At 42.3% G+C, this 21,864-nt stretch carries 19 protein-coding genes; 14 read left to right on the top strand and 5 right to left on the bottom strand.

Features of this window, described 5'->3' with window-relative positions; all coding sequences use genetic code 11:
* Window positions 1-129: 129 nt before the first annotated feature.
* Window positions 130-1,398 (bottom strand): Xaa-Pro dipeptidase, encoded by a 1,269-nt coding sequence (locus P4S60_RS18800; protein WP_337117060.1) that lies wholly within the window; start codon window positions 1,396-1,398, stop codon window positions 130-132.
* 147 nt (window positions 1,399-1,545) lie between these two features.
* Here P4S60_RS18800 and P4S60_RS18795 point away from each other — a divergent pair, with 147 nt between their 5' ends.
* The 3 genes from P4S60_RS18795 (at window position 1,546) to P4S60_RS18785 (ending at window position 4,470) form a co-directional block, all read left to right on the top strand.
* Complete coding sequence (locus P4S60_RS18795; protein ID WP_337117058.1) at window positions 1,546-3,369, top strand: DUF885 domain-containing protein; 1,824 nt, start codon at window positions 1,546-1,548, stop codon at window positions 3,367-3,369.
* A gap of 79 nt (window positions 3,370-3,448) precedes the next feature.
* Complete coding sequence (locus P4S60_RS18790; RefSeq protein WP_105173481.1) at window positions 3,449-3,946, top strand: YcgN family cysteine cluster protein; 498 nt, start codon at window positions 3,449-3,451, stop codon at window positions 3,944-3,946.
* A complete protein-coding gene (locus P4S60_RS18785; RefSeq protein WP_054552060.1) occupies window positions 3,946-4,470 on the top strand; it encodes an RNA methyltransferase in 525 nt (174 codons plus the stop codon). Before P4S60_RS18790 ends, P4S60_RS18785 begins: the two co-directional genes overlap by 1 nt.
* 26 nt (window positions 4,471-4,496) lie before the next feature.
* Here the strand turns inward: P4S60_RS18785 and P4S60_RS18780 are convergent, their stop codons facing one another.
* Together P4S60_RS18780 and P4S60_RS18775 are read right to left on the bottom strand one after the other, a co-directional pair.
* Window positions 4,497-6,233: a hypothetical protein gene (locus P4S60_RS18780; protein ID WP_337117057.1), complete on the bottom strand. Its 1,737-nt coding sequence runs from the start codon at window positions 6,231-6,233 to the stop codon at window positions 4,497-4,499.
* Between the two features lie 75 nt (window positions 6,234-6,308).
* The gene (locus P4S60_RS18775; protein WP_337117056.1) at window positions 6,309-7,076 is read right to left on the bottom strand and encodes a hypothetical protein; all 768 of its coding nucleotides are present in this window, start codon (window positions 7,074-7,076) and stop codon (window positions 6,309-6,311) included.
* A gap of 169 nt (window positions 7,077-7,245) precedes the next feature.
* Here P4S60_RS18775 and P4S60_RS18770 point away from each other — a divergent pair, with 169 nt between their 5' ends.
* Window positions 7,246-8,931, top strand: coding sequence for a M1 family metallopeptidase (locus P4S60_RS18770; protein WP_337117055.1), 1,686 nt, complete (start codon window positions 7,246-7,248; stop codon window positions 8,929-8,931).
* Between the two features lie 58 nt (window positions 8,932-8,989).
* Here P4S60_RS18770 and P4S60_RS18765 read toward each other — a convergent pair whose 3' ends face one another.
* Both P4S60_RS18765 and P4S60_RS18760 read right to left on the bottom strand, forming a co-directional pair.
* Window positions 8,990-9,943, bottom strand: a complete 954-nt coding sequence (locus P4S60_RS18765; protein WP_337117054.1) for a carbohydrate kinase family protein — start codon at window positions 9,941-9,943, stop codon at window positions 8,990-8,992.
* Complete coding sequence (locus P4S60_RS18760) at window positions 9,943-11,160, bottom strand: AGE family epimerase/isomerase (RefSeq protein WP_337117053.1); 1,218 nt, start codon at window positions 11,158-11,160, stop codon at window positions 9,943-9,945. The genes P4S60_RS18765 and P4S60_RS18760 overlap by 1 nt, the downstream gene beginning before the upstream one ends.
* A 137-nt stretch (window positions 11,161-11,297) precedes the next feature.
* On the opposite strand from P4S60_RS18760, the gene P4S60_RS18755 reads away from it, so the two are divergent.
* The 10 genes from P4S60_RS18755 to P4S60_RS18710 all read left to right on the top strand — a co-directional run bounded on the left by P4S60_RS18755 (window position 11,298) and on the right by P4S60_RS18710 (window position 21,749).
* Complete coding sequence (locus P4S60_RS18755; RefSeq protein ID WP_337117052.1) at window positions 11,298-12,569, top strand: sugar MFS transporter; 1,272 nt, start codon at window positions 11,298-11,300, stop codon at window positions 12,567-12,569.
* Window positions 12,570-12,914: 345 nt separating this feature from the next.
* Window positions 12,915-14,804, top strand: a complete 1,890-nt coding sequence (locus P4S60_RS18750) for a methyl-accepting chemotaxis protein (RefSeq protein ID WP_337117051.1) — start codon at window positions 12,915-12,917, stop codon at window positions 14,802-14,804.
* 19 nt (window positions 14,805-14,823) lie between these two features.
* Window positions 14,824-15,903, top strand: a complete 1,080-nt coding sequence (locus tag P4S60_RS18745) for a diguanylate cyclase (RefSeq protein WP_337117050.1) — start codon at window positions 14,824-14,826, stop codon at window positions 15,901-15,903.
* Window positions 15,904-16,509, top strand: coding sequence for a DsbA family protein (locus tag P4S60_RS18740; RefSeq protein WP_337117049.1), 606 nt, complete (start codon window positions 15,904-15,906; stop codon window positions 16,507-16,509). It begins immediately after the preceding gene.
* Window positions 16,510-16,685: 176 nt separating this feature from the next.
* Complete coding sequence (locus P4S60_RS18735; RefSeq protein WP_337117048.1) at window positions 16,686-17,438, top strand: DUF3450 domain-containing protein; 753 nt, start codon at window positions 16,686-16,688, stop codon at window positions 17,436-17,438.
* 10 nt (window positions 17,439-17,448) lie between these two features.
* Entirely contained in the window at window positions 17,449-18,816 is a 1,368-nt protein-coding gene (locus tag P4S60_RS18730) for a MotA/TolQ/ExbB proton channel family protein (protein WP_337117047.1), read from the top strand.
* A gap of 3 nt (window positions 18,817-18,819) precedes the next feature.
* Window positions 18,820-19,347 carry a MotA/TolQ/ExbB proton channel family protein gene (locus tag P4S60_RS18725; RefSeq protein WP_054552070.1) on the top strand — a complete coding sequence of 176 codons (528 nt, stop codon included), beginning with the start codon at window positions 18,820-18,822 and terminating at the stop codon, window positions 19,345-19,347.
* Between the two features lie 45 nt (window positions 19,348-19,392).
* A complete protein-coding gene (locus tag P4S60_RS18720) occupies window positions 19,393-19,806 on the top strand; it encodes an ExbD/TolR family protein (protein WP_063707380.1) in 414 nt (137 codons plus the stop codon).
* A 12-nt stretch (window positions 19,807-19,818) separates the two neighbouring features.
* Entirely contained in the window at window positions 19,819-20,424 is a 606-nt protein-coding gene (locus P4S60_RS18715; protein WP_337117046.1) for an energy transducer TonB, read from the top strand.
* A 17-nt stretch (window positions 20,425-20,441) separates the two neighbouring features.
* Complete coding sequence (locus tag P4S60_RS18710) at window positions 20,442-21,749, top strand: tetratricopeptide repeat protein (RefSeq protein ID WP_337117045.1); 1,308 nt, start codon at window positions 20,442-20,444, stop codon at window positions 21,747-21,749.
* Window positions 21,750-21,864: the final 115 nt, after the last annotated feature.

Raw genomic sequence — 21,864 nt, 5'->3', positions numbered from 1 at the left:
TCTGTTTTGGGTAATTTCTTTGTTTAGATACAAGTTGCTAACAACTGGTTTTATGGTTGGTTATTTTGTTTACGATATAGATACAAGTGAGGGTTGCTGACTTCACTCATGCAAAGCCAGCAAAATAGCTTATTTAAAAACCTTGCCGTCTTTCATAACAAATTGTACATCTTCAAGGACTGCAATGTTTTCAAGTGGGTTGCCTTTAACGGCGATAATATCGGCTAAGAAACCGCTTTTGATTTGGCCAAGTTGATCATCAGCTTTAAGTAGTTTGGCACTATTGATGGTGGCAGACTGCAATGCTTGCAGTGGTGTCATACCAAACTCAACCATACGCGAAAACTGCTTTGCGTTATCGCCATGCGGGTAAATGGCTGCATCGGTACCAAACACCATGTTTACGCCAGCTTTTACTGCACGACTAAAGCTATCGCGCTGCTTTTTAGAGACTTGGCGTTCTTTGTTAAGGTTTTCTTCTGCAACCCCGTTTTGTTCGCCAAAGGCAAGGGTGTACTCAGTGTTGTAAATATCCATTGAGAACCAAGTGCCGTGTTTTTTAGCCAGTTTAATGGCTTCGTCATCGACAAAGCTAACGTGCTCAACACTGTCTACACCAGCAACAATGGCTGCTTTAATACCACTGGTACCGTGCGCATGGGCTGCAACGGTTAGGCCACGTAAATGAGCTTCGTCAACAATGGCGTTCATTTCGTCTTGGCTATATTGTTGAATACCGACTTTTGTGCCTTTTGAAAATACCCCGCCTGTAGCGCAAAACTTAATGGCATTAGCACCGTACTTAATGTTTTCACGTACTTTAGCGCGCACAGCCCATGGGCCATCAGCAACGCCTTCGGCGGTGTATTTCATTTCTGGTGGTAAACGGTTGTTATCACAGTGACCGCCAGTAACACCTAAAGACGGGCCTGCCGCCCAAATACGTGGGCCAACAATATCGCCTGCGTTAATGCCATCGCGTACTGCAATCACACTGTAGCCTTCTGCGCCTAAGTTACGCGGCGTTGTAAAACCTGCATACAGTGTTTTTTCGGCAAAGTGCGCCGCTTTAATTGCTTTGCGCGGAATCGATTGTCCAATTCGCTCACTGCGCGGCACAGTAGGATCGCTTGTTAAATGCACATGCATATCCATTAAACCCGGCACCAAAGTCAGTTCTAATAATTGAATGTGCTTATCGCCGTCTTTTAAATTTGGCTGTTTATTGCTTTGTACAGCTGTAATTTGACCGTTATCTATACTAATAAGTGGTGATTTAATCAGTTTACCTGAATTTACATCTACCATCGCTTTTGCCGATAAGTAGGTGGTTGCGTAGGTATTTAAAGAGGTTAGGCAAGCTAGGCCTAGGCTAATAGCAAGAGCTGTCTTTTTCATTTTTATTCAAAATTGGGAAGTCGAGCCGCCACTCTAGCAATCAGCTTGCAAAGTGTAAATAAACTGCGATAAGTTGCAGCGATACTTGCTAAATAGGGAACTAAACCCTCATAATTTACGCGTACTTAATATAAGGGCAGGGAAAGAATGAAAAACGTAAAACTAGCACTACTTAGTTCGGCAGTGATGTTTGCATTACTTGGTTGTAATGAATCAACGCCAAGCAACGAAAAAACAACTCAAGAAGTGAGCAAACAAGCGCCAAGCGCAACGTCAGCCACAGAGCAACTTGATACATTACTAGCAGACTACTTTGAAGCAGGCTTAAAGTTTAATCCAATTGGTGGTACTTATATTGGCCGTAGCGAATATAACGACCAATTTATTGCACCTATTAGTAAAGCAAACCGCGATGAGCAGCTTAACTTTGTTAAAGAATACAAGAACAAACTAGCAAATATCGACAAAGCGCAATTAACGGGTCAGTCATTATTGAGCTACGAAATTCTAGCCCGCGATTTAGATCTTGCGATTGAAGGCGCTCAGTTTCCAAGTTACTTAATGCCAATTAACCAAATGGGCGGGGCGCATAATACCTTTGCTGCGCTAGGCTCTGGGCAAAGTGCACAACCTTTTAACACGGTTGAAGATTATCAAGCATTTGAAAAACGTGCTGACGGTTTCATCGCTTGGTTAGATAGTGTTGAGCAGTCAATGCGCCAAGGCATGAAAGACAAAGTGGTTCTTCCTAAGCCTCTTGCTGAAAAACTATTACCGCAATTTCAAACTCATATTGTAGAAAAACCAGAAGAGTCATTATTCTGGGGGCCAATTGCTCAGTTACCTGAGTCTTTCAGCGACGAACAAAAAGCACAGCTAACAAGCGCGTACACGGCGATGATCAGCGAGCGTTTAGTGCCTGCGTATCAAAAAATGGCTGACTTTTTAGCGAATGAATATATTCCAAATGCCCGTGAAAGCATTGGTTACAGTGACCTGCCAAATGGTAAAGCATGGTATGAGTATCAAATTAAGCAGCATACAACGCTGAGCTTAAACGCCGATGAAATTCATGACATTGGCTTAAGCGAAGTATCGCGTATTTTATCTGAGATGAAAAAAGTCAAAGAAACGGTCGGTTTCGAAGGCGATTTAAAAGCGTTTTTTGAACACCTAAGAACCTCAGATGAGTTTTACTACGATACGCCAGAAGAGCTAATTGCTGCGTACGAAGCTGTAAAAGAAAAAATTGATGCTAAGCTGCCGCAAATGTTCGATATTGCGCCAAAAGCGCCATACGTTGTAAAAGCAGTTGAAGATTTCCGCGCTGAATCAGCTGCGGGTGCATCTTATCAGTCGCCAGCGCCAGATGGCTCACGCCCAGGTATTTTCTATATCAATACCTTTAACCTAAAAGCACAGCCTAAGTTTTTACTTGAAACCCTATCTATTCACGAAGCAGCGCCGGGTCACCACTTTCAAATTGCCTTGCAGCAAGAAATTGAAGGATTACCGCTGTTTCGTAAATTTGGTGGCTACACGGTATTTGCAGAAGGTTGGGCACTCTATGCAGAAAGCTTAGGTAAAGAGCTTGGCTTATTTACCGACCCTTACATGTGGTACGGCCGTTTATCAGATGAGCAATTACGTGCAATGCGCTTAGTGCTTGATACTGGTTTCCACGCGAAAGGTTGGACACGTCAACAAGGTATTGATTACATGTTGGCTAACTCATCAATGGCAGAAAGCGACATTATCGCCGAAGTTGAGCGTTACATTGCGTGGCCGGGCCAAGCGCTGTCGTACAAGTTAGGTCAGTTCAAAATTCAAGAACTACGTGACTACGCGAGCAAAGAGCTAGGCGATAAGTTCGACATTAAAGCCTTCCATACGCAAGTTCTGATTGATGGCGCATTACCTATGCCAATTCTTGAAGAGAAAATTAAGCGTTGGGTTAACGAGCAAAAGTAATAGCTCAAACACGCTAAACTTTGCGCGCATGCTGGCTTTACGCTAGAATGCGCGCTGTTTAGGGGCTTTGAGTAATACCATGTTAGAAGATCAATTTTGGCTTAAGCGCTCGCTTGAGCAAATGTCACAACCCGAATGGGAAGCTATTTGTGACGGCTGTGGTAAATGTTGTTTAAATACATTTATCGACAGTGAAGACGAAGATGAATTTACCGCAACGGATCAACTTCGCGAGGGTGAAGAACTCATTTTCACTAATATCGTTTGCCAATACCTAGACAACGACACCTGTGGTTGCAGCGAATATGCGAACCGCCAAACTTTAGTTCCTTCATGTGTAAAGCTCACTAAAGAAAACCTCAAAGATATCTTTTTTATGCCGCAAAGCTGTAGCTACCGCCGCCTTTACGAAGGCCGTGGCCTTGCGTCTTGGCACCCGCTACTGAACGGTGGCAGTAAAGATTTAATGCATGAGCTGGGTATTTCTGTGCGTGACAAAACAGTGAAAGACTGTGATGTAGACCTAGATGACTTTGATCTTTACGTGGCCGAATGGCCAACCAGAGACATTGATTAATGAGCGCCCTTAAAGCAAGCATTGGCTTGTTAAACCCCAAAAGCCCAACCAATGTGGGTGGGGTATTACGTGCCGCGGGTTGTTACAATGCTAAGCAGGTGTTTTTTACTGGTAGCCGCTATTTACGCGCTAATAAGTATCACACCGATACCAAAAATGTGCTTGAGCATATTCCGCTAACGCAAGTTGAAAGCCTTGAGCAAGCAAAGCCTGAAGGTGCCACAACGGTGGTGATTGAGCTTGTTGAAGGTGCAACGCCACTGCCTGAATTTAAGCACCCTGAAAACGCATTTTATGTGTTTGGCCCTGAAGATGGCTCGGTCAGTAAAGACGTGCTGAAATGGTGTGATGAAGTAGTGTATGTACCAACCATAGGCTGTATGAACCTAGCCGCAACTTGCAATGTTGTGCTGTACGACCGACTTGCAAAGCTCGGTGGCATAGAGAGTTCAAACGACACCATTTGTAATAGTCGAGACACTAACAACTCACTAAAATGGCAACAAAAAAAGAGCGCTAAATAGCGCTCTTTTTAGATTCAAACCCAAAATTACTTTTTAGTAATTTGTACGTTACTTTCAAGGCCAATACCGTTATCGGTAATGTCTGTGGCAAAATAAACACCGACAGGTTGGTCGCGTAGCGAATCAAGCTCAGCCATTTCTTCATCACTTAATTGACCCGTTGATGCAATCGTATCAAGTAAAGGTAATAAGATTTTTTGTACGTCGAATGCCATGTTCACAAAGCCATTTTTAGTAACACTTTGCGACTCTAAAGTCTCGGCAATTTGTGCAGATTTATCGCCAGTGAAAATCACAATATGATTGCCTTTAAGGGCCATTTTAATATCAAAGTTAAGTGGCACAGGCGATGGAATGTATTCATTGATCAACACTGCATCACCATTGGCTGGTAGTTTTATGTTAGCAAGCGGCGGTACAAAACCTTGCGCAATTGAATACAAGCCATGGGCGTCGGTCGCAGATAGGGTAACTATGGCATCAAGCTCATCAATTTGTGGGCCGTTGTAGTCATCGATAGTGAATGCAGCATCTTGAACGCTGACACTCATGCCTTGTACGCCATTTGCAAAACCCGACACCATAGCAAGGCCTGCCGTGCTTACATCTTGCATTTCATTTTGTAGTGCGACTATTGGTCCACAGTTAAACTCAGCTGACTTAATTGCACCCGTTAATGTGTTAGCTAGTGGCAGTACTTTTGCTACATCAATACCATAAGCAACACTCATCATTTGCCCATCAAGCCCAGTGGTATGTTTTGGTACAAAGCCACGCACGGCTTGTAGTGTATTAAGTAAGTCTTGATCTGTGCTTTGCAATACTGCTTTTACGTCAAAGTCGGCGTAGTCGGCAGTAATACGGGTTTTTGTTGTGCCAGATACTGTTGCAGGCCATTTAGCGGCAATGGCAGCAATATCATCTTGACACTCAGGTGTTGAAATTGCTGCTAACGCATTCGCTTGCTGGGCTTTATCAAGTAGCTCTTTGAGCATCTGGTGTAAGCGAGAGTCTTCTTTGCCAGTTACAGCATTGGCGATACGTTGATGATCAACAAAGCCAACCGAGTTACCATCAAGCGAGAAAGTTTTAATTAGCTCAGGTAGTTTTTGAGTTTCAGCTAGTGATTGAGCCGGTTTTTCTACGCCAAGGGCAATACGTAAATCTTGATCGTTAGAAAGCGCAGTGGTTAGCGTGATAGTAGCCCAATTGTTGTGAGTTGATGCAATTAGGTTGAAGTTATCTAAGCCTTCAAGCTCAATGGCAAAGCGTGTGTAGCTTACGCCTTCAAGGCTTTCAGTTGTATAAGCAATACCTGCTTCATCAGCTGATTGTTTAATGCTATTGATGATGCTGCTTTGATCAGCGACTTGAAAACGCACAATCGGCATTAAACCTTGCGCATACATCATGCCCTTGTAGTCATCACCAAAACCCCAAATCGATTTGAAGGCATCGTAAGAGCTCAGTGATTGTTGGTATTTTTCCATCAGTGATGCAAGGAATAGGGCATTCTTATCATCAACTGTTTTAAGCTCAGCAATAATGGGCGTTAAATCGCTCGTGCCTTTCATTGCATCTGGCATAAGCGCAAAGTATTTGCTGTACGGAAACGGTTTAAGTTGACCATAAAAAACCGCCGTATCGGCAGGTACGTAGGCAAGCTCAGGTAAATCTACATCAACACTGGCTTTATTTTGTGAGTACAACAACGCACCTGCAACAATCGCAATCGCGCCCCCAGCAAGAAGCTTATTATTCATAGGATGAATTCCTTTTTCTTTAATTAGTTAAAAAACATACCATGAAATAGAAACAAATTACTAGCGGGCTAACGACTAAAACTGATAGCTCACGCTTATTTGCGGGCCGTGGGTAAATGTATCATAACTAAAGAAGTTTTTATTTCCGCGTTGGCCTGTTTGGTAATCTACATAAGTGGTTTTATAGCTCATTCCCAGATCCCAATGCGGGTTTATTTGATACACCGCACCTAATTTGAAGCTGCCAGTCAATTTAGCATTTAAGTTAAAACCACCGAGATCTCCAGCGGTTGTTAACTGCCAATGTTCGCTTAATTGTTTGTTAAAGTGAAAGCCAAAAATGAGATCAATCCAATCTTCATCTCTGTCGACCACTGACACTTGCGACATAAAGTTAGGGTCAAGATCGAATTCGTAGGTGTTATCCCAACGACGAATACCCACATAGTTAACCCAATCACCCATCGAAGGGCTAGAGAAACGATAAGCAACACTTAATTCGAGCACGGCTTGTCGCACCCGGGCACTGAGCACGCCAAGTTTTGGGGCGTTATGAGATTTACTTAAATCCATATAGCCCCAGTCAGCAATAAAACCCCAGTTTGATTGATGATAGCCCTCAAAATGGAGCATAAATGCGCTATCGAGGTTGTTTAAAATGGTATCAAATTCCACCTCAAGGGGAGCTTCTATAGTGCCGATTGCCGAACTGCCATCAATCGAAGTGGCCATTAAATAAGGCTCTACAGAAAATTGCCATTGGTCGGCATAAACAGTTGGTGAGGCGAATACTAAACCGAAAGATAAAAGCGTTAACACACGAGGTTGTTTTAAAGTGAGCATAATCAAATCCTTTTAAGTAAATCACAGTATTAATTATAGAAACGCTGTGCTTTTTTGCCTTGATTTGATGATGAAATATTTTCGTTTTGTTATTCAACGCAAAGCGCAGTTTTAATCTTTCAGCTATGTCATATTTTAATAACAATAATAACGACATGGAGTAGATGTTTTGCAGGTAACTCAATATTTTAAAAGCGCTACAGCGATTGCTATGACCGCCATTTTAGCTGGCTGTAGCGTTAAACCTTTGCCACTTGATCCAAGCGTTGGTGATACCGGTCAACCATTATCGGCAGTTGCACTAAAAAGCGATGTGCAATTTTACGACTTATCACTTGAAGTGTTTCCTGATGATAAACGCATTAAAGGGGTGTCGAAAACGCAGTTTAAAATGCTATCTGCAAGCCAATTTGTTGAACTAAAACTTGATAGCCGATTTTTAATCACTGCCATAACCTCTTACGATAAAACACTTAACTATACCCGCAATGCAGGTGTGCTAAACATTGATTTAGGTAAGCAATATGCTGCGGGCAGCACAGTGAGTGTTGCTGTGGCCTATGAGGGCAATCCCCATATTGCTAAAAACGCGCCTTGGGATGGCGGGTTTGTATTTGCTGAAACAGAAAGCGGCGAGCCGTGGATAGCTACCGCAGTGCAGGGCGAAGGCTGTGATTTATTCTGGCCATGTAAAGATCACTTTGCTGACAAAGCCGATAGCATGCGCATAAGGCTCACAGTACCAAATGGTTTAAGTGCGGTAACCAACGGGGTATTGCAAAGCGTAAAACCAGTCGGAGCAAACAAACAACAATTTGATTGGCTGCTATCTGTGCCTGCAAGCGACTATAACATTGCCCTGAACATAGGCCCTTATCAACGTATTGAGCGCAGTTATACCAGCATTAATGGCACTGAGGTTCCGATTGAATTTTGGGCACTTGCTAAACACACACAGCAAGCGTCGATGCTAATAGAGCAGGATTTACGTTCTCAAGTCGCGTTTTTTGAGCGCTTTTTAGGGCCTTACCCATGGGGGAATGACAAACTGGGCTTTGTTGAAACACCGCATTTAGGTATGGAACATCAAACGATCAATGCTTATGGTAAAAAATATAAGCGTGATGCAGGCGGTTATGATTGGTTATTACAGCATGAGTTAGCTCATGAGTGGTTTGGTAATTTAATGACCCATGAAAAACTCAACGATGCATGGCTACACGAAGGCTTTGGCAGTTACATGCAGCCAAGTTATAGTTTGTATAAATTCGGTGAAGCGGCCTATAACCACAGCATGTATAAGTCGTATTTAGGGCTGAAAAACTGTAAAGCCATTGTTCTTGATGGCGATATAACCTCAGATCAAGCATTCAACCCAGATATTTATGGCAAAGGCAGTTGGACTTTACATACCTTGCGCTGGTTAATTGGTGATGAGTTATTTTGGCAAGCCACCCGCGAGCTGCTCTATGGGGTGAACGACACTAAGCAATTGGTTTATCCAATTTCACCGCGATATCGAAATACCGATGAGTTTATTGCTATTGTTAACCGCTTAACGGCGAAAGATTATAGTTGGCTGTTTGATGTGTATTTAAAACAGGCTCAATTACCTGAACTTGATGTTATTCAATCAGCTAACAGCTTGACGCTGAAATGGAACAAAAACTCTTTGCAAGGTAAGCCATTCCCTATGCCAGTTCCGGTGCAAATAAACGGCTCGTTGCAAACTTATTCTGTTGAAAATGGCGAGATTAGCATTGCTTTAAAAGCGGGGGATCATGTGGTGATCGATCCAAACATGAAGGTGTTTAGGTATTTACCGATTATTGATAAATGTAAAGCTGAGCAATAGCGAATAAGCCCGGCATTAATTACTAATGCTGGGCTTATTACTCAACCTAAACAAAGCTCTAGGCTAAATCGGCTGCGCTTGGTAAAGACGCAAATGCACCATAGCGGCTAACTGCAAAAGCGCCAGCTTTAGCTGCATAAGCAATGGTTTGTTCGATATTCTCTGGCGTTTGGCAAAACGCTTTAAAGCTTTGTTTGTTTTCACAGTGCTGACCAATCTTTGACAGCATGCCGCCAATAAACGCATCGCCTGCGGCTGTGGTATCAATTACTTTTGTTGCTGGTGGGCTAACTTGGCCTTTAAAGTCTGAGTGATAAAAGCTGATTGCTTCGCCGCCATTGGTAACTAGCAAACAGGTTACACCGGCCTTTAAAATGGCATCGATAGTATGCTCAAGAGGCATTTCTTGATGGCTTTTTTGATTTAAAAACTCAAGCTCTTCAAATGAGAGTTTAACGATATCTGCCAATGAAATAACATGCCACATTCTATCTAGAGTATGGCGCATACTTGGCCATAGGTTTTCGCGCAGATTCATATCAAAGCTACAAATTGCACCGGATTTTTTCGCCTGCGTTAAAGCATAAATTGTTGTTTGATAGATGTTGTGCTCAGTTAAACTGTTGCTGCATACATGCATGATGGCGTGATTTGCAAACATTGCATGGTCAAAATCGTCTACGCGATACAGTAAATCAGCGGCTGGTGGGCGATAAAAACTAAACGAGCGTTCGCCACTGTCATCAAGTGATACAAACGCCAGCGCTGTTTTCGCGGCATCGGTGAATGTACAGTACTGGGTGTTTACCGCATGCTGGTCAAGTTCTTGTTTAATAAAGTGACCGAACATATCATCGCCTAACATGCCGCAAAAGCTGGTGTTAAGGCCTAGTTTTGCTGCTGCAACAGCTACATTAGCAGGTGCGCCACCTGCATATTTGGTAAATGACTCTGGTTGTTTACCATCTGATAAAAAGTCGATTAATGCTTCGCCAAAACACACTAAACTCATTATGCATTCCTCAAGGTTAAGGTTCTTAATACTTCGTAGCAGGCACCCATAGTATGGTAGTCGGTTTTGCCTGCTGGCGATTTTTCGTCACTGTATGGTTGGTTTTGTGCTGATAAAATACGGTACCAAGCACCATATCGGTGATCTACCATATGTTGCCAACTGTACTGCCAAATTTTTTCGTACCATTGCCAATAGCTTTCATCATTTGTGGCATCAGCGAGTAGGGCAGCTGCGGCTAGTGATTCGGCCTGCACCCAAAAGTATTTATCGCTATCACAGATTTGTTTATCTGGTGCAAAGCCATAGAAAATGCCTCCATGTTGCTGATCCCACGCGATGCTTAGAGTTTCATCAAACAGGCTTTTAGCCCTAGTCACCAGCCAAGGTTCATCAATATGGCGGTTTAAAATAAGTAACAGTTTTGCCCACTCAGTTTGATGACCAGGTTGAAATCCCCAAGGCCTAAATAAATGCTGCGGGTCATCTTTATTGTAATCTAAATCGATTTGCCAATTTTTAGCGTAGTGCTCCCACACCAACTGCTGGCTGTGGGCTGCCAGTTTTACTGTAAAGGTTTCGGCAAGCTCTGTAGCACGTTTTAAATAACGGGTCTCGTTGGTTGCTTCAAAACACATAAGTAAGGCTTCGCATAAATGCATATTGGCATTTTGGCCGCGATAGTTATCTGCACATCTAAAGTCGGTATTTTGCTCATCTAAATAGGCATTATGCTGTGGTTCAAAGTAGTGCTGCTCTAATAAATCCCATACCTGCGAAATGGTATTTTTGCAGTCGTTCACCCCTGCTTTTAAAGCAACCGCGTTTGCAAGCATTACAAAAGCGAGTCCATAACAATGGTTAGTATCGTCTAACACAGTGACTGCGCCGTTATCACCTTGCTCAATAAGCCAAGCATAACCACCAGATGCTTGTTTATGCGCATGTTCAAGGTGGGCTAAACCATGTTTAGTGAGGCTTAAATATTCTGGATCTTTAAACTCGATATACGCCATCGCGTAATTAAAAACAAAGCGTGTACTCGAGACTAAATGGCGAGTGTGTTTATCGTAAACCGCGCCATTATTTTTAAAGAACTGATAAAAGCCAGCTAAACCATGAGCTGAATGGTCAACACAATGGGGGTGATAAAAAGCAAGGGTATCTTGGATATGCTGCTTAAGAAAATCAGGGCTTTTAAAGTCAACTGTTGCCATGGTCTATCAATAAATCTGTTTATATCTAGCAACTATAGCAGGAAATAAAAATATTGGAACGTTCCTAGTAAATCTTTGTGCTATTTTTACTTCAATGTGTAGAATCAAAGGTAACTTGTTAACGGAGTGAAAACCACGTGAGTGAAATAAATACAAACCAATCGTTTGTCGCCGATGGTTCGCAGCAAAATAAAAACTACCTGCTACCACTGACGGCAATGACAACCCTGTTCTTTTTATGGGGTTTCATTACAGTTTTAAATGACGTGTTGATCCCGCGCTTAAAAGGGGTGTTCGATTTAACCTATACAGAGGCAATGCTGGTTCAGTTTTGTTTCTTTGGTGCTTACTTTATTGTTTCGCTACCAGCGGGCATGTTGGTTAAAAAACTGGGCTATAAAAATGGTGTGCTAACAGGCTTAGTCGTGGCATCAATTGGCTGTATGTTATTTTACCCAGCAGTTGTTGTGCATGAATATTGGTTATTCTTAGGTGCGTTATTTGTTTTAGCATCAGGTATTACCGTATTACAGGTATCTGCTAACCCGTATGTTGTGGCATTAGGTCCTGAAAAAACGGCGTCGTCACGTTTAAATTTAGCTCAAGCACTTAACTCACTTGGTACTACAGTTGGACCATATGTGGGTGGTATTTTATTCTTCGGTACAGCGGGCACACTAGCTGCCAACGCGGCCACTGCTGAATCTGTAAAAGTGCCTTACCTTATGCTTGCTGCAGCACTACTGACCATAGCTGTGGTATTTGCCTTCTTTAAATTACCGGTAATTTCTGAGCACTCAGAAGAGCAAGACTGCAAAGCGAAAGGCCACAGCCTTGCCGAAGCGCCTCATCTAATGATGGGTGTTGTAGGTATTTTCTGTTATGTAGGTGCAGAGGTTTCAATTGGTAGCTTCTTAGTAAACTACTTTGGCGAAGCACACATTGCTGGCCTTGAAGAGCATGCGGCTGCAAGCCTAATTGCTTATTACTGGGGCGGTGCAATGGTGGGTCGATTCATTGGCTCTGCAGCACTGCAGAAGATTGCGCCTTCAAAAGCGTTATTCTTTAATGCCATGATGGTTATTGTATTACTGTTAGTGACTATTTTCACAGAAGGTAATGTTGCGCTTTACTCAGTACTTGCGATTGGTTTATTTAACTCAATCATGTTCCCAACGATTTTCTCAGTTGCTATCGAAAGCTTAGGATCACTGACCAGTAAAGGGTCGGGTTGGTTATGTTTAGCTATCGTTGGTGGTGCATTAGTACCGTTACTGCAAGGTGTAGTTGCAGATACTGTTAGTATTCAACAAAGCTTCTTTGTACCAGTGATCTGTTATGCATTTATCGCTTGGTACGGCTTAAACGTCGTTCGCTTAGCTGATAGCTGGAAAAAACGCATCGGCTAAAAATCACGATTAATAAAACCCCGCACTGAGTTGCGGGGTTTTTTTGTGCCATTTTTTGCTAGAGCCAACAAAACTAGATGACAAAATGATTTAATGAATACGTATTCAGGGGCAGTTTAAGTAATAATTTATAGGAACGTTCCAATTGGTTTTTGCTGCTTTATTATCAATGCGACTTAAGAAGTTGAATGTGCTGCCGTTAACAAAGTAATTGATTTTCAAAGAAAGCGTACTTTAATAAAAGGAACGTTTTTCTAGTTTTAGCTTAATTTTATAAGACAAAGAGCTTTAAATTTGTTAAATATAAAGAGGCTAACAACGAAAAAAATAACAAACAGGTTTGTCATGCAAAGCACTCTTAAATTTACCACCAAGGTAACTGTGGCTGCATCACTGGTTTTAGTGATAGTGCTCGGTTTATTCACGATTAATAACTTCATCTCTATGCGCAGCCAAACGCAGGAGCAGCTCTCGCTCGTTCTTCAAGAGATTTCTCAATCAGTGTCGCAAAACATAGCTAACTGGTTAAATGCTAAATTAGCGATTGTTTCGTCTGTTGCTGATACCTATCAACTTGGTGATAGCAAAGAGCTTACGCTCACACAGCTCAATACTGCTGACAAAGCCGGTGGTTTTAAAAACACCTACATCGGTATCACTGACGGCACCTTTGTATTGAATGACCAATCGGTTGTTTTACCACCGGATTACGATGCTACAACACGCCCGTGGTACAAACTTGTAGAAAACAAAACGAACACAGCATTTACGGCGCCTTATATTGATGTAACCACCAATGAACTAACTATTTCGGCCGTAGCGCCAATGCAAGCTAACGGTGTGTTTAGCGGTGTTGCGGGTGCTGACATCGACATGAAAACCATAACAAAAATCGTCAACGAAATTGACTTTCTAGGGTTTGGTTATGGCTTTTTGCTAGATAGTGAAGGCCGCATTTTAAGCCATCCAGAAACTAAATTTAATGACAAAAACATGCGTGATTTATTTGGCAAGAGCCTGTCGTTACAATCTGAGTTTGTAGAAGTACAAGTAGGTGGTTTAGACAAATTAGTGTCATTCACCAAAATCAAAGGAATTCAAAACGTTGATTGGTATTTAGGTGTGGTGATCAACGAAGAAATTGCTTATTCATCGGTTGCCTCATTTAGAAATATGGCGGCTATTTACATGCTAATGGGTATTGTCGCGATTGTATTAATGATGCAATTTTTGCTTCGTTATTTAATGCGCCCAATGCAGCGCTTAAACGATGCAATTAAAGATATTGCGCAAGGAGAGGGTGATTTAACCCGTCGTCTTGAGGTTGAAAATAATGATGAGTTTGGCGAGCTAAGCCATTACTTTAATGCGTTTATCGAGAAAATTCATACATCAATTGAACAAGTTAAAAATACCACCGTTGAGCTTGAGCGTTTAGTTGAGAGTTTAGTTAACCAAACTCAAGGCACATTAGCCATGTATGCTGATCAAACAAAGCGTACAGATAACGTTGCCACAGCTATTAACGAGCTGACATCAAGCGCAGTAGAAATCTCAAACAGTGCAAGTCATGCGTCATCCTTAGCTACGAGTGCGAATAGCCAATCATTACAAAGCCAATCTGCATTAGCTGATAACTTAACAGCAATTAATGCCTTGTCTCGCAATATGGAGGAGGCACAAAAAACCATTAATAGTTTAGATGCGCACACCGTAAGCATCGGTCAAATACTTGAAGTGATCAAAGGTGTTAGTGAGCAAACTAACTTACTAGCCCTTAATGCAGCTATTGAGGCGGCCCGTGCGGGTGAAGCAGGTCGTGGCTTTGCGGTTGTAGCAGATGAAGTACGTCAACTTGCGCACCGTACCCAGCAATCAACACAAGAAATCGAAGACACTATTTCTCAGTTACAACAAGGCTCTGCGTCTGCGGTGGAGGTAATGACAACCAGTATTCGCGATAGTGAAAAGAGTGTTGAACAAGCTCATATAGCGGGCGATAAAATGGCTGAGGTTACCCGTGCTATTGAGTCAATCGATGAAGTGAACCACAGTGTTGCAAATGCCACAACTGAGCAAAACCAAGTAATTCAAAGCTTAGACAGTGACATACACTCAATTAGTGAGCTGTCTACTCAAGGTCAAAGTAATCTTAATAACACCTTGAGCGAGTGCACTAAATTAAAAGCCCAGTTCTATGAGCTTGAACAATTGGTACTTAAATTTAAAGTTTAGTTGTTAAGAGACTGCAATTTTGGATCAAAATTGGCTTAATGCCATTACCTTAAACAGTGTTGACACGGCGGATAAACAGCGCCGTGCCTTCACGCTATTTACCATGGCTTTTTTTGCCATCGTATTAATTACCTCGTTAGTGTTATCTAACTATCAAATTTACGCCTTACCGCTCACTATTATGTTAGTGGTGAGCGATATAACTATTGTGCTGTGCATGCTCTATTACTTTCGCACTGGTGCTTTAGTCTCTGTAAGCTGCATTATTTTATCGATTATTTTGCTGCTTTGCGTGGCCTTGGTGTACACCGGCGGCAAAGAAAACACCGCTTTATATTGGCTTATGTTTTATCCCATTGTGGCTTATGTCACCTTAGGGTTAAAAGTGGGCAGTGTGTTGGTTGGGATTATGTACGCTAGTGCAGTTGCACTGCTGTTTAGCCCCAACTTTGGCCAAGCGCATTACGGGCAAGTTGAAACTTCACGCTTTTTAGCCTCTTTCACTATGGTGATTTTATTCTCTGCAATTAGTGAATACTTTAGGCAAAAAAGCCACCAAAAAATTGCTGACATCACTTTAATAGAAAAACGCGATGCATTAACCGACCCACTCACAGGTCTTGCTAATCGTCGTTACATTTATGAACATATTCAGCCGCGCCTTGAAGCTGAAGCGGCAAACTACTTACCTATGTCGGTATTATTAATAGATTTAGATAACTTTAAATCTCTTAATGACAGCTATGGTCATGATTTTGGCGATCAGGCATTAATAGCCTTTACCTCTATGCTGCACGATAAATTACGTGGTACAGATATAAAAGCCCGTTATGGCGGTGAAGAGTTTATTATTTTGCTGCCAAAAGCAGGGCTTAACATTGCCCATGCAGTGGCTGAAAAGCTGCGTAGTTATGTTGCCGAGAAACAGATCCCTTATGATGTGGGGCAGTCTGTGACTATTACGTGTAGTATTGGTATTGCCAGCCTCGAACGAGGCAGCCAATTTAGTAAAGCGATTAAACAAGCTGACGACAACCTCTATAAAGCCAAAGCAAAAGGGCGTAATGTAGTGGTCTCTGATCTAACTGAGATAAGCTAAATGGCAAAGCTAATTTATGTATACGACCCAATGTGTAGTTGGTGTTGGGGCTACAGAGAAACCTGGTTAAAACTAAAAGCGGCCCTTGGCGATAAACTGGCTATTGAATATAAAGTGGGTGGCCTCGCGCCTGATTCAGATGAGCCCATGCCAAAAGAGATGCAGCAGTTTTTACAGCAAACATGGCAGCGTATTGAGCGGCAACTTGGCACGCTATTTAATCATGAGTTTTGGCATACCGCGCAACCACGCCGCTCTACTTATCCAGCATGTCGTGCAGTGCTTGTTGCAAGGCAGTACAATAAAGAGCACGAGATGCTCTATGCCATTCAAAAAGCCTACTACTTAAATGCACATAATCCATCGGACATCAGCACCCTTGCAAGCCTTGCTGAGCAAATTGGGTTAGAAAAAAACGCATTTATTCACGAAATTGAAAGTGAAAAAATAAATTCATTACTTATGGACGAAATAAACCAAGCGAGAAGCTTACCTATCCAAGGCTTTCCGTCTTTAGTCCTTGAAAATCAAGGACTCTATATTGCTATTCCTGTTAATTACCAAGACTGGCAAAGCACTTATCAGCTAATAACATCCCATATTTAGTTCCTGAAACCCTGCAACTTTTGCCTTATCTTTGCGCAATATAAACTAATTGTTACAGCTGTCATATTTTTGTATTTTTTGCGCAACATGCTTGTCATTTTTCATCGTTATCCTTTCGCACAATAAAACAACCCAACTAGCAAATTAAGCTAACTTAACGAGTAAAGGTGTATGCGATGAAAGGCGTTAAACCACTGATTTTAGCAGGTATTGTAGCGGCATCTGCAGCAGTACATGCAAACGATCTAGATAAAGTAATTGATAAAAGCAGCGAGATAAACAAATCTGCAGCGCAATCACAAACTAAAATCGACAAGATTGCAGATTCAATGCAAGGTCGTTTACAACAATTCAAAGCCCTTAATAAAGAAATTGATGGCTTAACTGTTTATAACGCGCAACTTACTAAGCAATTAAACAACCAAATTGCTGAAATGGACGCGTTAAACGAGTCAATGGATCAGGTATCGGTTATCGAGCGTCAAATTACGCCGTTAATGATGCGCATGATAACAGGTCTTGAGCAATTCGTTGCACTAGACGTGCCTTTCTTAACTGAAGAACGTAGCAAGCGTATTGCATCATTAAAAGAAATGATGGACCGCGCAGACATCAATTCAAGTGAAAAATTCCGCCGCTTACTTGAAGCTTACCAAGTAGAAGTGGATTACGGTCGCACTATCGAAGCGTACACATCATTACTGAATGTAGATGGTCAAGAGCGCGAAGTGGATTTCTTACGCATCGGTCGTTTAGAACTTATTTATTTAACACGCGACGGCAAAAAAGCAGGTAGCTGGGATAAAGAAACAAAATCATTTGTTGAATTACCAGATTCTGCAATCAGCCAAATCAATAAAGGTTTACGCATTGCACGTAAGCAACTTGCCCCAGATATGTTAACACTGCCAGTCCACGCTGCTGAATAAGAGGTTTGAGATGAAATTATTAACGAAAATGACAAAAATGGCCGTGTTTGCAGCTGGCCTTGGTTTTGCTGGTAGCAGCCTAGCGGCTGAGCCAATGGATTTAGACTCATTACTAAAAACATTAGAGCAAGGTAAAGCACAGCAAAGCGTTGAGAATAAGCAACGTGAGCAGGAGTTCGTGGCGCGTCAAAACGAACAAGTACAAATGCTTAAAGATACACAAACAAAACGTACTGCAATGCTCAACGAATCAGAGCGTTTAGAAACTCAGTTTGAAGAAAACGAAGTAAAGCTAGCTAACTTAACAGACACACTTTCAAACCGCATGGGCTCACTTAAAGAGCTATTCGGTGTGTTACAACAAGTAGCGGGTGATTCAAGCAATAAATTCATGACGTCAGTTGTTTCTGCAGAGCTTCCTGGTCGTAGTAACTTCATGGATGAACTTGCACAAAAAATGGGTTCAACGTCAAAGCTTGCTTCTATCGATGATATCGAAAAAGTATGGTTTGAATTACAACGCGAAATGACTGAGCAAGGTAAAGTATCTCGCTTTACAACTGATGTCATCGTTGAAGGTGGCAGCAAGGCACAAAAAGAAGTGGTACGTGTTGGTGCATTTAACTTAATCGCAGATGGTAAATACCTAGAGTACACACCAGCTACGAACACAATCAGCCAGCTTACACGTCAGCCTAGCAGCCGTTACACAGCAACTGCAGCTGATTTACAGCAAGCAAACTCAGGTGTTGTACCGTTCGCGCTTGACCCTACAGGCGGTTCAATCTTAGGTCTTTTAGTACAAGCACCAGATACTGAAGAGCAGGTTCATCAAGGTGGTACGGTTGGTTACATCATCTTAGGTGTTGGCTTAATCGCTTTACTAATCGCACTTGAGCGTTTTGTATCTCTGATGATTATGGGTAGCAAAATCCGTCGTCAGCTTAAAGACACCGTGGCACGTGATGACAACCCACTTGGTCGCGTAATGAAAGTAAAAGATCAGTACCCAGATGTAGCGTACGACACGCTTGAGCTTAAATTAAGCGAAGCAATCATTCGTGAAATGCCAAAAATTACTCGTAACCTGACGCTAATTAAAATTATCTCTGTGGTAGCACCGCTACTTGGTCTACTAGGTACGGTAACCGGTATGATTAACACCTTCCAAGCAATTACCTTGTTCGGTACAGGTGACCCAAAACTAATGGCGGGTGGTATTTCTCAGGCACTTGTAACAACGGTACTTGGTCTAGTTGTGGCTATCCCAACAGTATTCTTATACACACTTCTTAACACGCGTTCTAAAAACATGCTGTTGATTTTACAAGAGCAAAGCGCAGGTATCATCGCAGAGCGAAGCGAGAAAGGAGCATAAATCATGGTGCTATTGATTGATGCAATCAATGCTCTACGTGATTTCCTCGACACAGGTGGCCAAGTTCTCTTGGTCATCGGGGTCCTCATCTTCGCGATGTGGTTATTGATACTTGAGCGTTTTATGTATTTCTTTGGTGGCTTTAAACGCTACAAGAAAGACGTAAAAAGCACTTGGAGCAATAGAGCAGAGCGTAACAGCTGGAACGCAGAGCAAATTCGCCAAGCGATGATTTCACGCGCTGGCATGCAACTAAATAATAACCTTGCGCTAATCAACGTAATGGTTGCGTTATGTCCACTTTTAGGTCTGTTAGGTACAGTAACCGGAATGATCGAAGTATTTGATGTAATGGCAATTACAGGCACAGGCAGTGCACGTTCGATGGCATCAGGGGTGTCTAAAGCCACTATCCCAACAATGGCCGGTATGGTGGGTGCACTTTCTGGGGTTTTCGCATCAACGTTCTTACAACGTCGTGCAAAACGCGAAGTGCAATTACTTGAAGACAACATGGTCTTAGACCACTAAACGAATTTTAGGGTGATGTGAGCATCACCCACTAGGAGACTAACAATGAGAGCGCCACTAGGTAACTTATTTCAAGAAGACGACGCAGAAGAAATCAACATGACGCCAATGCTAGACGTTGTTTTCATCATGCTTATCTTCTTTATCGTAACAGCATCATTCGTAAAAGAAGCCGGTATTGATGTAAACCGCCCTGAAGCGGCAACGGCAGTGAAAAAAGAGCGTGCCAACATCTTAGTTGCTATTTCTGACAAAGGTGAAATTTGGATCAACAAACGCCAAGTAGATATTCGTGCAGTACAAGCAAATATCGAGCGCTTAAAAGCTGAAAACCCACAAGGTAGCGTGGTTATTCAAGCTGATAAGAAAGCCACAACCGATGTACTTATCAAAGTAATGGATGCATCGCGAGCTGCAGGCGCATTTGATGTGTCGATTGCTGCGCAAGAAGCATCATAAGGAATGTGAGCGATGCGTTATATAGTTGCATTAATCATCGCGGGTATCGTGACTGTTATGCTGTTTTTAGGCATGCAGGCACTGATCACCGGTGGTGAAGGGGCCATGTCTGAGCCCGTAAAAGGAAACGTACTTGATTTTGTTCGTCTGAAAAAAGAAGAGACAGTGCAAAAGAAAGAACGTAAACCGCAAAAGCCACCAACGCCAAAAGAGCCACCTCCGCCAATGGAATCACCGCAAATGCAAAACAGTGATCCTAACGCGAGCAATGCGAACTTTGACTTTGGTGCCAGTGTTGAAGCCGACGTTAACTTAGCCGGTGGTTTAGCCCTTGAATCAAGTGACGGTGAATATCTACCGATTGTAAAGGTAGCGCCTGTTTATCCGCGCCGAGCTTTATCGCGTGGTATCGAAGGCTATGTGATAGTTGAGTTTACAGTAACTAAACAAGGCACAGTACGTGACCCGAAAGTAGTGAAAGCTGAACCAGAATCACTGTTTGACCGCGTCGCGATGGATGCAGCACTTAAATTTAAATATAAACCGCGCGTTGTTAACGGTGAAGCTGTTGAAGTAGCGGGCGTACAGAACAAAATTTCTTTCCAAATTAACGGTTAGAAAAGAGGAATGCGATTATGAAACCTTTAAAAGTTGCCGTGATTTGCGCGGCTGCTTTCACAAGCAGCCTGGTAATTCCAAGCGTTGTTAGCATGTTACCAGGTGTCACACTGGCAACAGCTTACGCTGAAGAACAAAAAACCAAACGCGTACCTGCACTGCGTGAAAAAGTGTATAGCCAATTAGCACGAGCACAAAAGCTAGCTGATGATGGTGATGCAAAAGCAGGATTAGCAGCCCTTGATAGTATTCAAGAGCGCTCTTCGAGCATGAACTCATATGAAATTGCCATGATGCATAATTTCTACGGTTTTATTTACTACAACGAGAACGACCTTGATAAAGCAATTGCGTCGTTTGAAAAAGTAGTAAACGAAGATGCGATTCCAGAAACATTACGTGTAAGCACCACCTTTAGCTTAGCGCAACTTGCAATGGCTAACAGCGATTACGAAAAGGTAATCAAATATTTAGCGCAGTGGGATGTGATTAACGACAAGCCTAAAACAGATGCTTATTACGTATTAAAATCACAAGCATATTATCAGCTTAAAGATTACCAAAAAGGCATTGAAAACATTAACCTTGCTATCGCAGAAGCCGACAGCAAAGGTGAGATGCCAAAAGAAAACTGGTTAATCTTACAGCGTGCTATGTACTACTCACTTAACCAGTCTGACAAAGTGGTCGAGGTACTTGAGCGTTTAGTTAAGCTTTACAACAAGCCTGAGTACTGGGTTCAGTTAGGTGGCATGTACGGTGAAACGGGCGCAGAGAAAAAGCAATTAGCGATTTTAGAAGCGGCATATCAACAAGGTTTCATGAAATCTAAATCAGATTTACGTCAATTATCACAAGTGTATTTATACAACGGCCTGGCTTTTAAAGCGGCGAACGTGATGAGTAAAGCAATGCAAGATGGTGTCGCTGAAAAATCAGCGAAAAACTATGCCTTTGTTGCAGAAGCGATGGTACAAGCAAAAGAGGGTGAAAAGTCACTTCCGTACTTTGCAAAAGCCGCTGATTTAGTTACGCATGGTCAGTACGAACAACGTATTGCAGAGGTAAGCATTAACCTTGAAAAATACGAAGAAGCAGCGGATGCAGCACGTAAAGCCCTAGATAAAGGCGGCTTAGATTTTGAATCAAATGTGTATGTTGCCTTAGGTATGGCGCAGTACAATTTACAAAATTTTGATGCCTCGATTTTAGCGTTTGAGCAAGCGGAAAAACACAAAAAGTCACAGCGTTTAGCTGAGCAATGGATCAAGTATGTGAAGCGTGAAAAAGTGCACGCCGAAACATTACGTACCGCTTTACTCTAAATTGTATTCAACAGGTAAGCGTACAAAAGAACTAATTTATAATCGCAACACCAAAGCTGCCTTCGGGCGGCTTTTTTCCGTTTCAAAAATTAACTAACTTACTCTTTTTTAAATA

Source organism: Pseudoalteromonas sp. Hal040, from assembly GCF_037162425.1.
Lineage (GTDB): Bacteria > Pseudomonadota > Gammaproteobacteria > Enterobacterales > Alteromonadaceae > Pseudoalteromonas > Pseudoalteromonas gelatinilytica.
The sequence above is the reverse complement of the archived record's forward strand: the minus strand, read 5'-3'. Positions and strand labels throughout refer to the sequence as shown.

Bases quoted from the DNA above. Each gene is read 5' to 3' on its own strand.
- P4S60_RS18730 (WP_337117047.1), top strand. From the start codon at position 17,449: ATGAAATTATTAACGAAAATGACAAAAATGGCCGTGTTTGCAGCTGGC.
- P4S60_RS18760 (WP_337117053.1), bottom strand. From the start codon at position 11,160: ATGGCAACAGTTGACTTTAAAAGCCCTGATTTTCTTAAGCAGCATATC.
- P4S60_RS18765 (WP_337117054.1), bottom strand. From the start codon at position 9,943: ATGAGTTTAGTGTGTTTTGGCGAAGCATTAATCGACTTTTTATCAGAT.
- P4S60_RS18780 (WP_337117057.1), bottom strand. From the start codon at position 6,233: ATGAATAATAAGCTTCTTGCTGGGGGCGCGATTGCGATTGTTGCAGGT.
- P4S60_RS18790 (WP_105173481.1), top strand. From the start codon at position 3,449: ATGTTAGAAGATCAATTTTGGCTTAAGCGCTCGCTTGAGCAAATGTCA.
- P4S60_RS18715 (WP_337117046.1), top strand. From the start codon at position 19,819: ATGCGTTATATAGTTGCATTAATCATCGCGGGTATCGTGACTGTTATG.
- P4S60_RS18750 (WP_337117051.1), top strand. From the start codon at position 12,915: ATGCAAAGCACTCTTAAATTTACCACCAAGGTAACTGTGGCTGCATCA.
- P4S60_RS18740 (WP_337117049.1), top strand. From the start codon at position 15,904: ATGGCAAAGCTAATTTATGTATACGACCCAATGTGTAGTTGGTGTTGG.
- P4S60_RS18710 (WP_337117045.1), top strand. From the start codon at position 20,442: ATGAAACCTTTAAAAGTTGCCGTGATTTGCGCGGCTGCTTTCACAAGC.
- P4S60_RS18785 (WP_054552060.1), top strand. From the start codon at position 3,946: ATGAGCGCCCTTAAAGCAAGCATTGGCTTGTTAAACCCCAAAAGCCCA.
- P4S60_RS18735 (WP_337117048.1), top strand. From the start codon at position 16,686: ATGAAAGGCGTTAAACCACTGATTTTAGCAGGTATTGTAGCGGCATCT.
- P4S60_RS18720 (WP_063707380.1), top strand. From the start codon at position 19,393: ATGAGAGCGCCACTAGGTAACTTATTTCAAGAAGACGACGCAGAAGAA.
- P4S60_RS18725 (WP_054552070.1), top strand. From the start codon at position 18,820: ATGGTGCTATTGATTGATGCAATCAATGCTCTACGTGATTTCCTCGAC.
- P4S60_RS18800 (WP_337117060.1), bottom strand. From the start codon at position 1,398: ATGAAAAAGACAGCTCTTGCTATTAGCCTAGGCCTAGCTTGCCTAACC.
- P4S60_RS18775 (WP_337117056.1), bottom strand. From the start codon at position 7,076: ATGCTCACTTTAAAACAACCTCGTGTGTTAACGCTTTTATCTTTCGGT.
- P4S60_RS18795 (WP_337117058.1), top strand. From the start codon at position 1,546: ATGAAAAACGTAAAACTAGCACTACTTAGTTCGGCAGTGATGTTTGCA.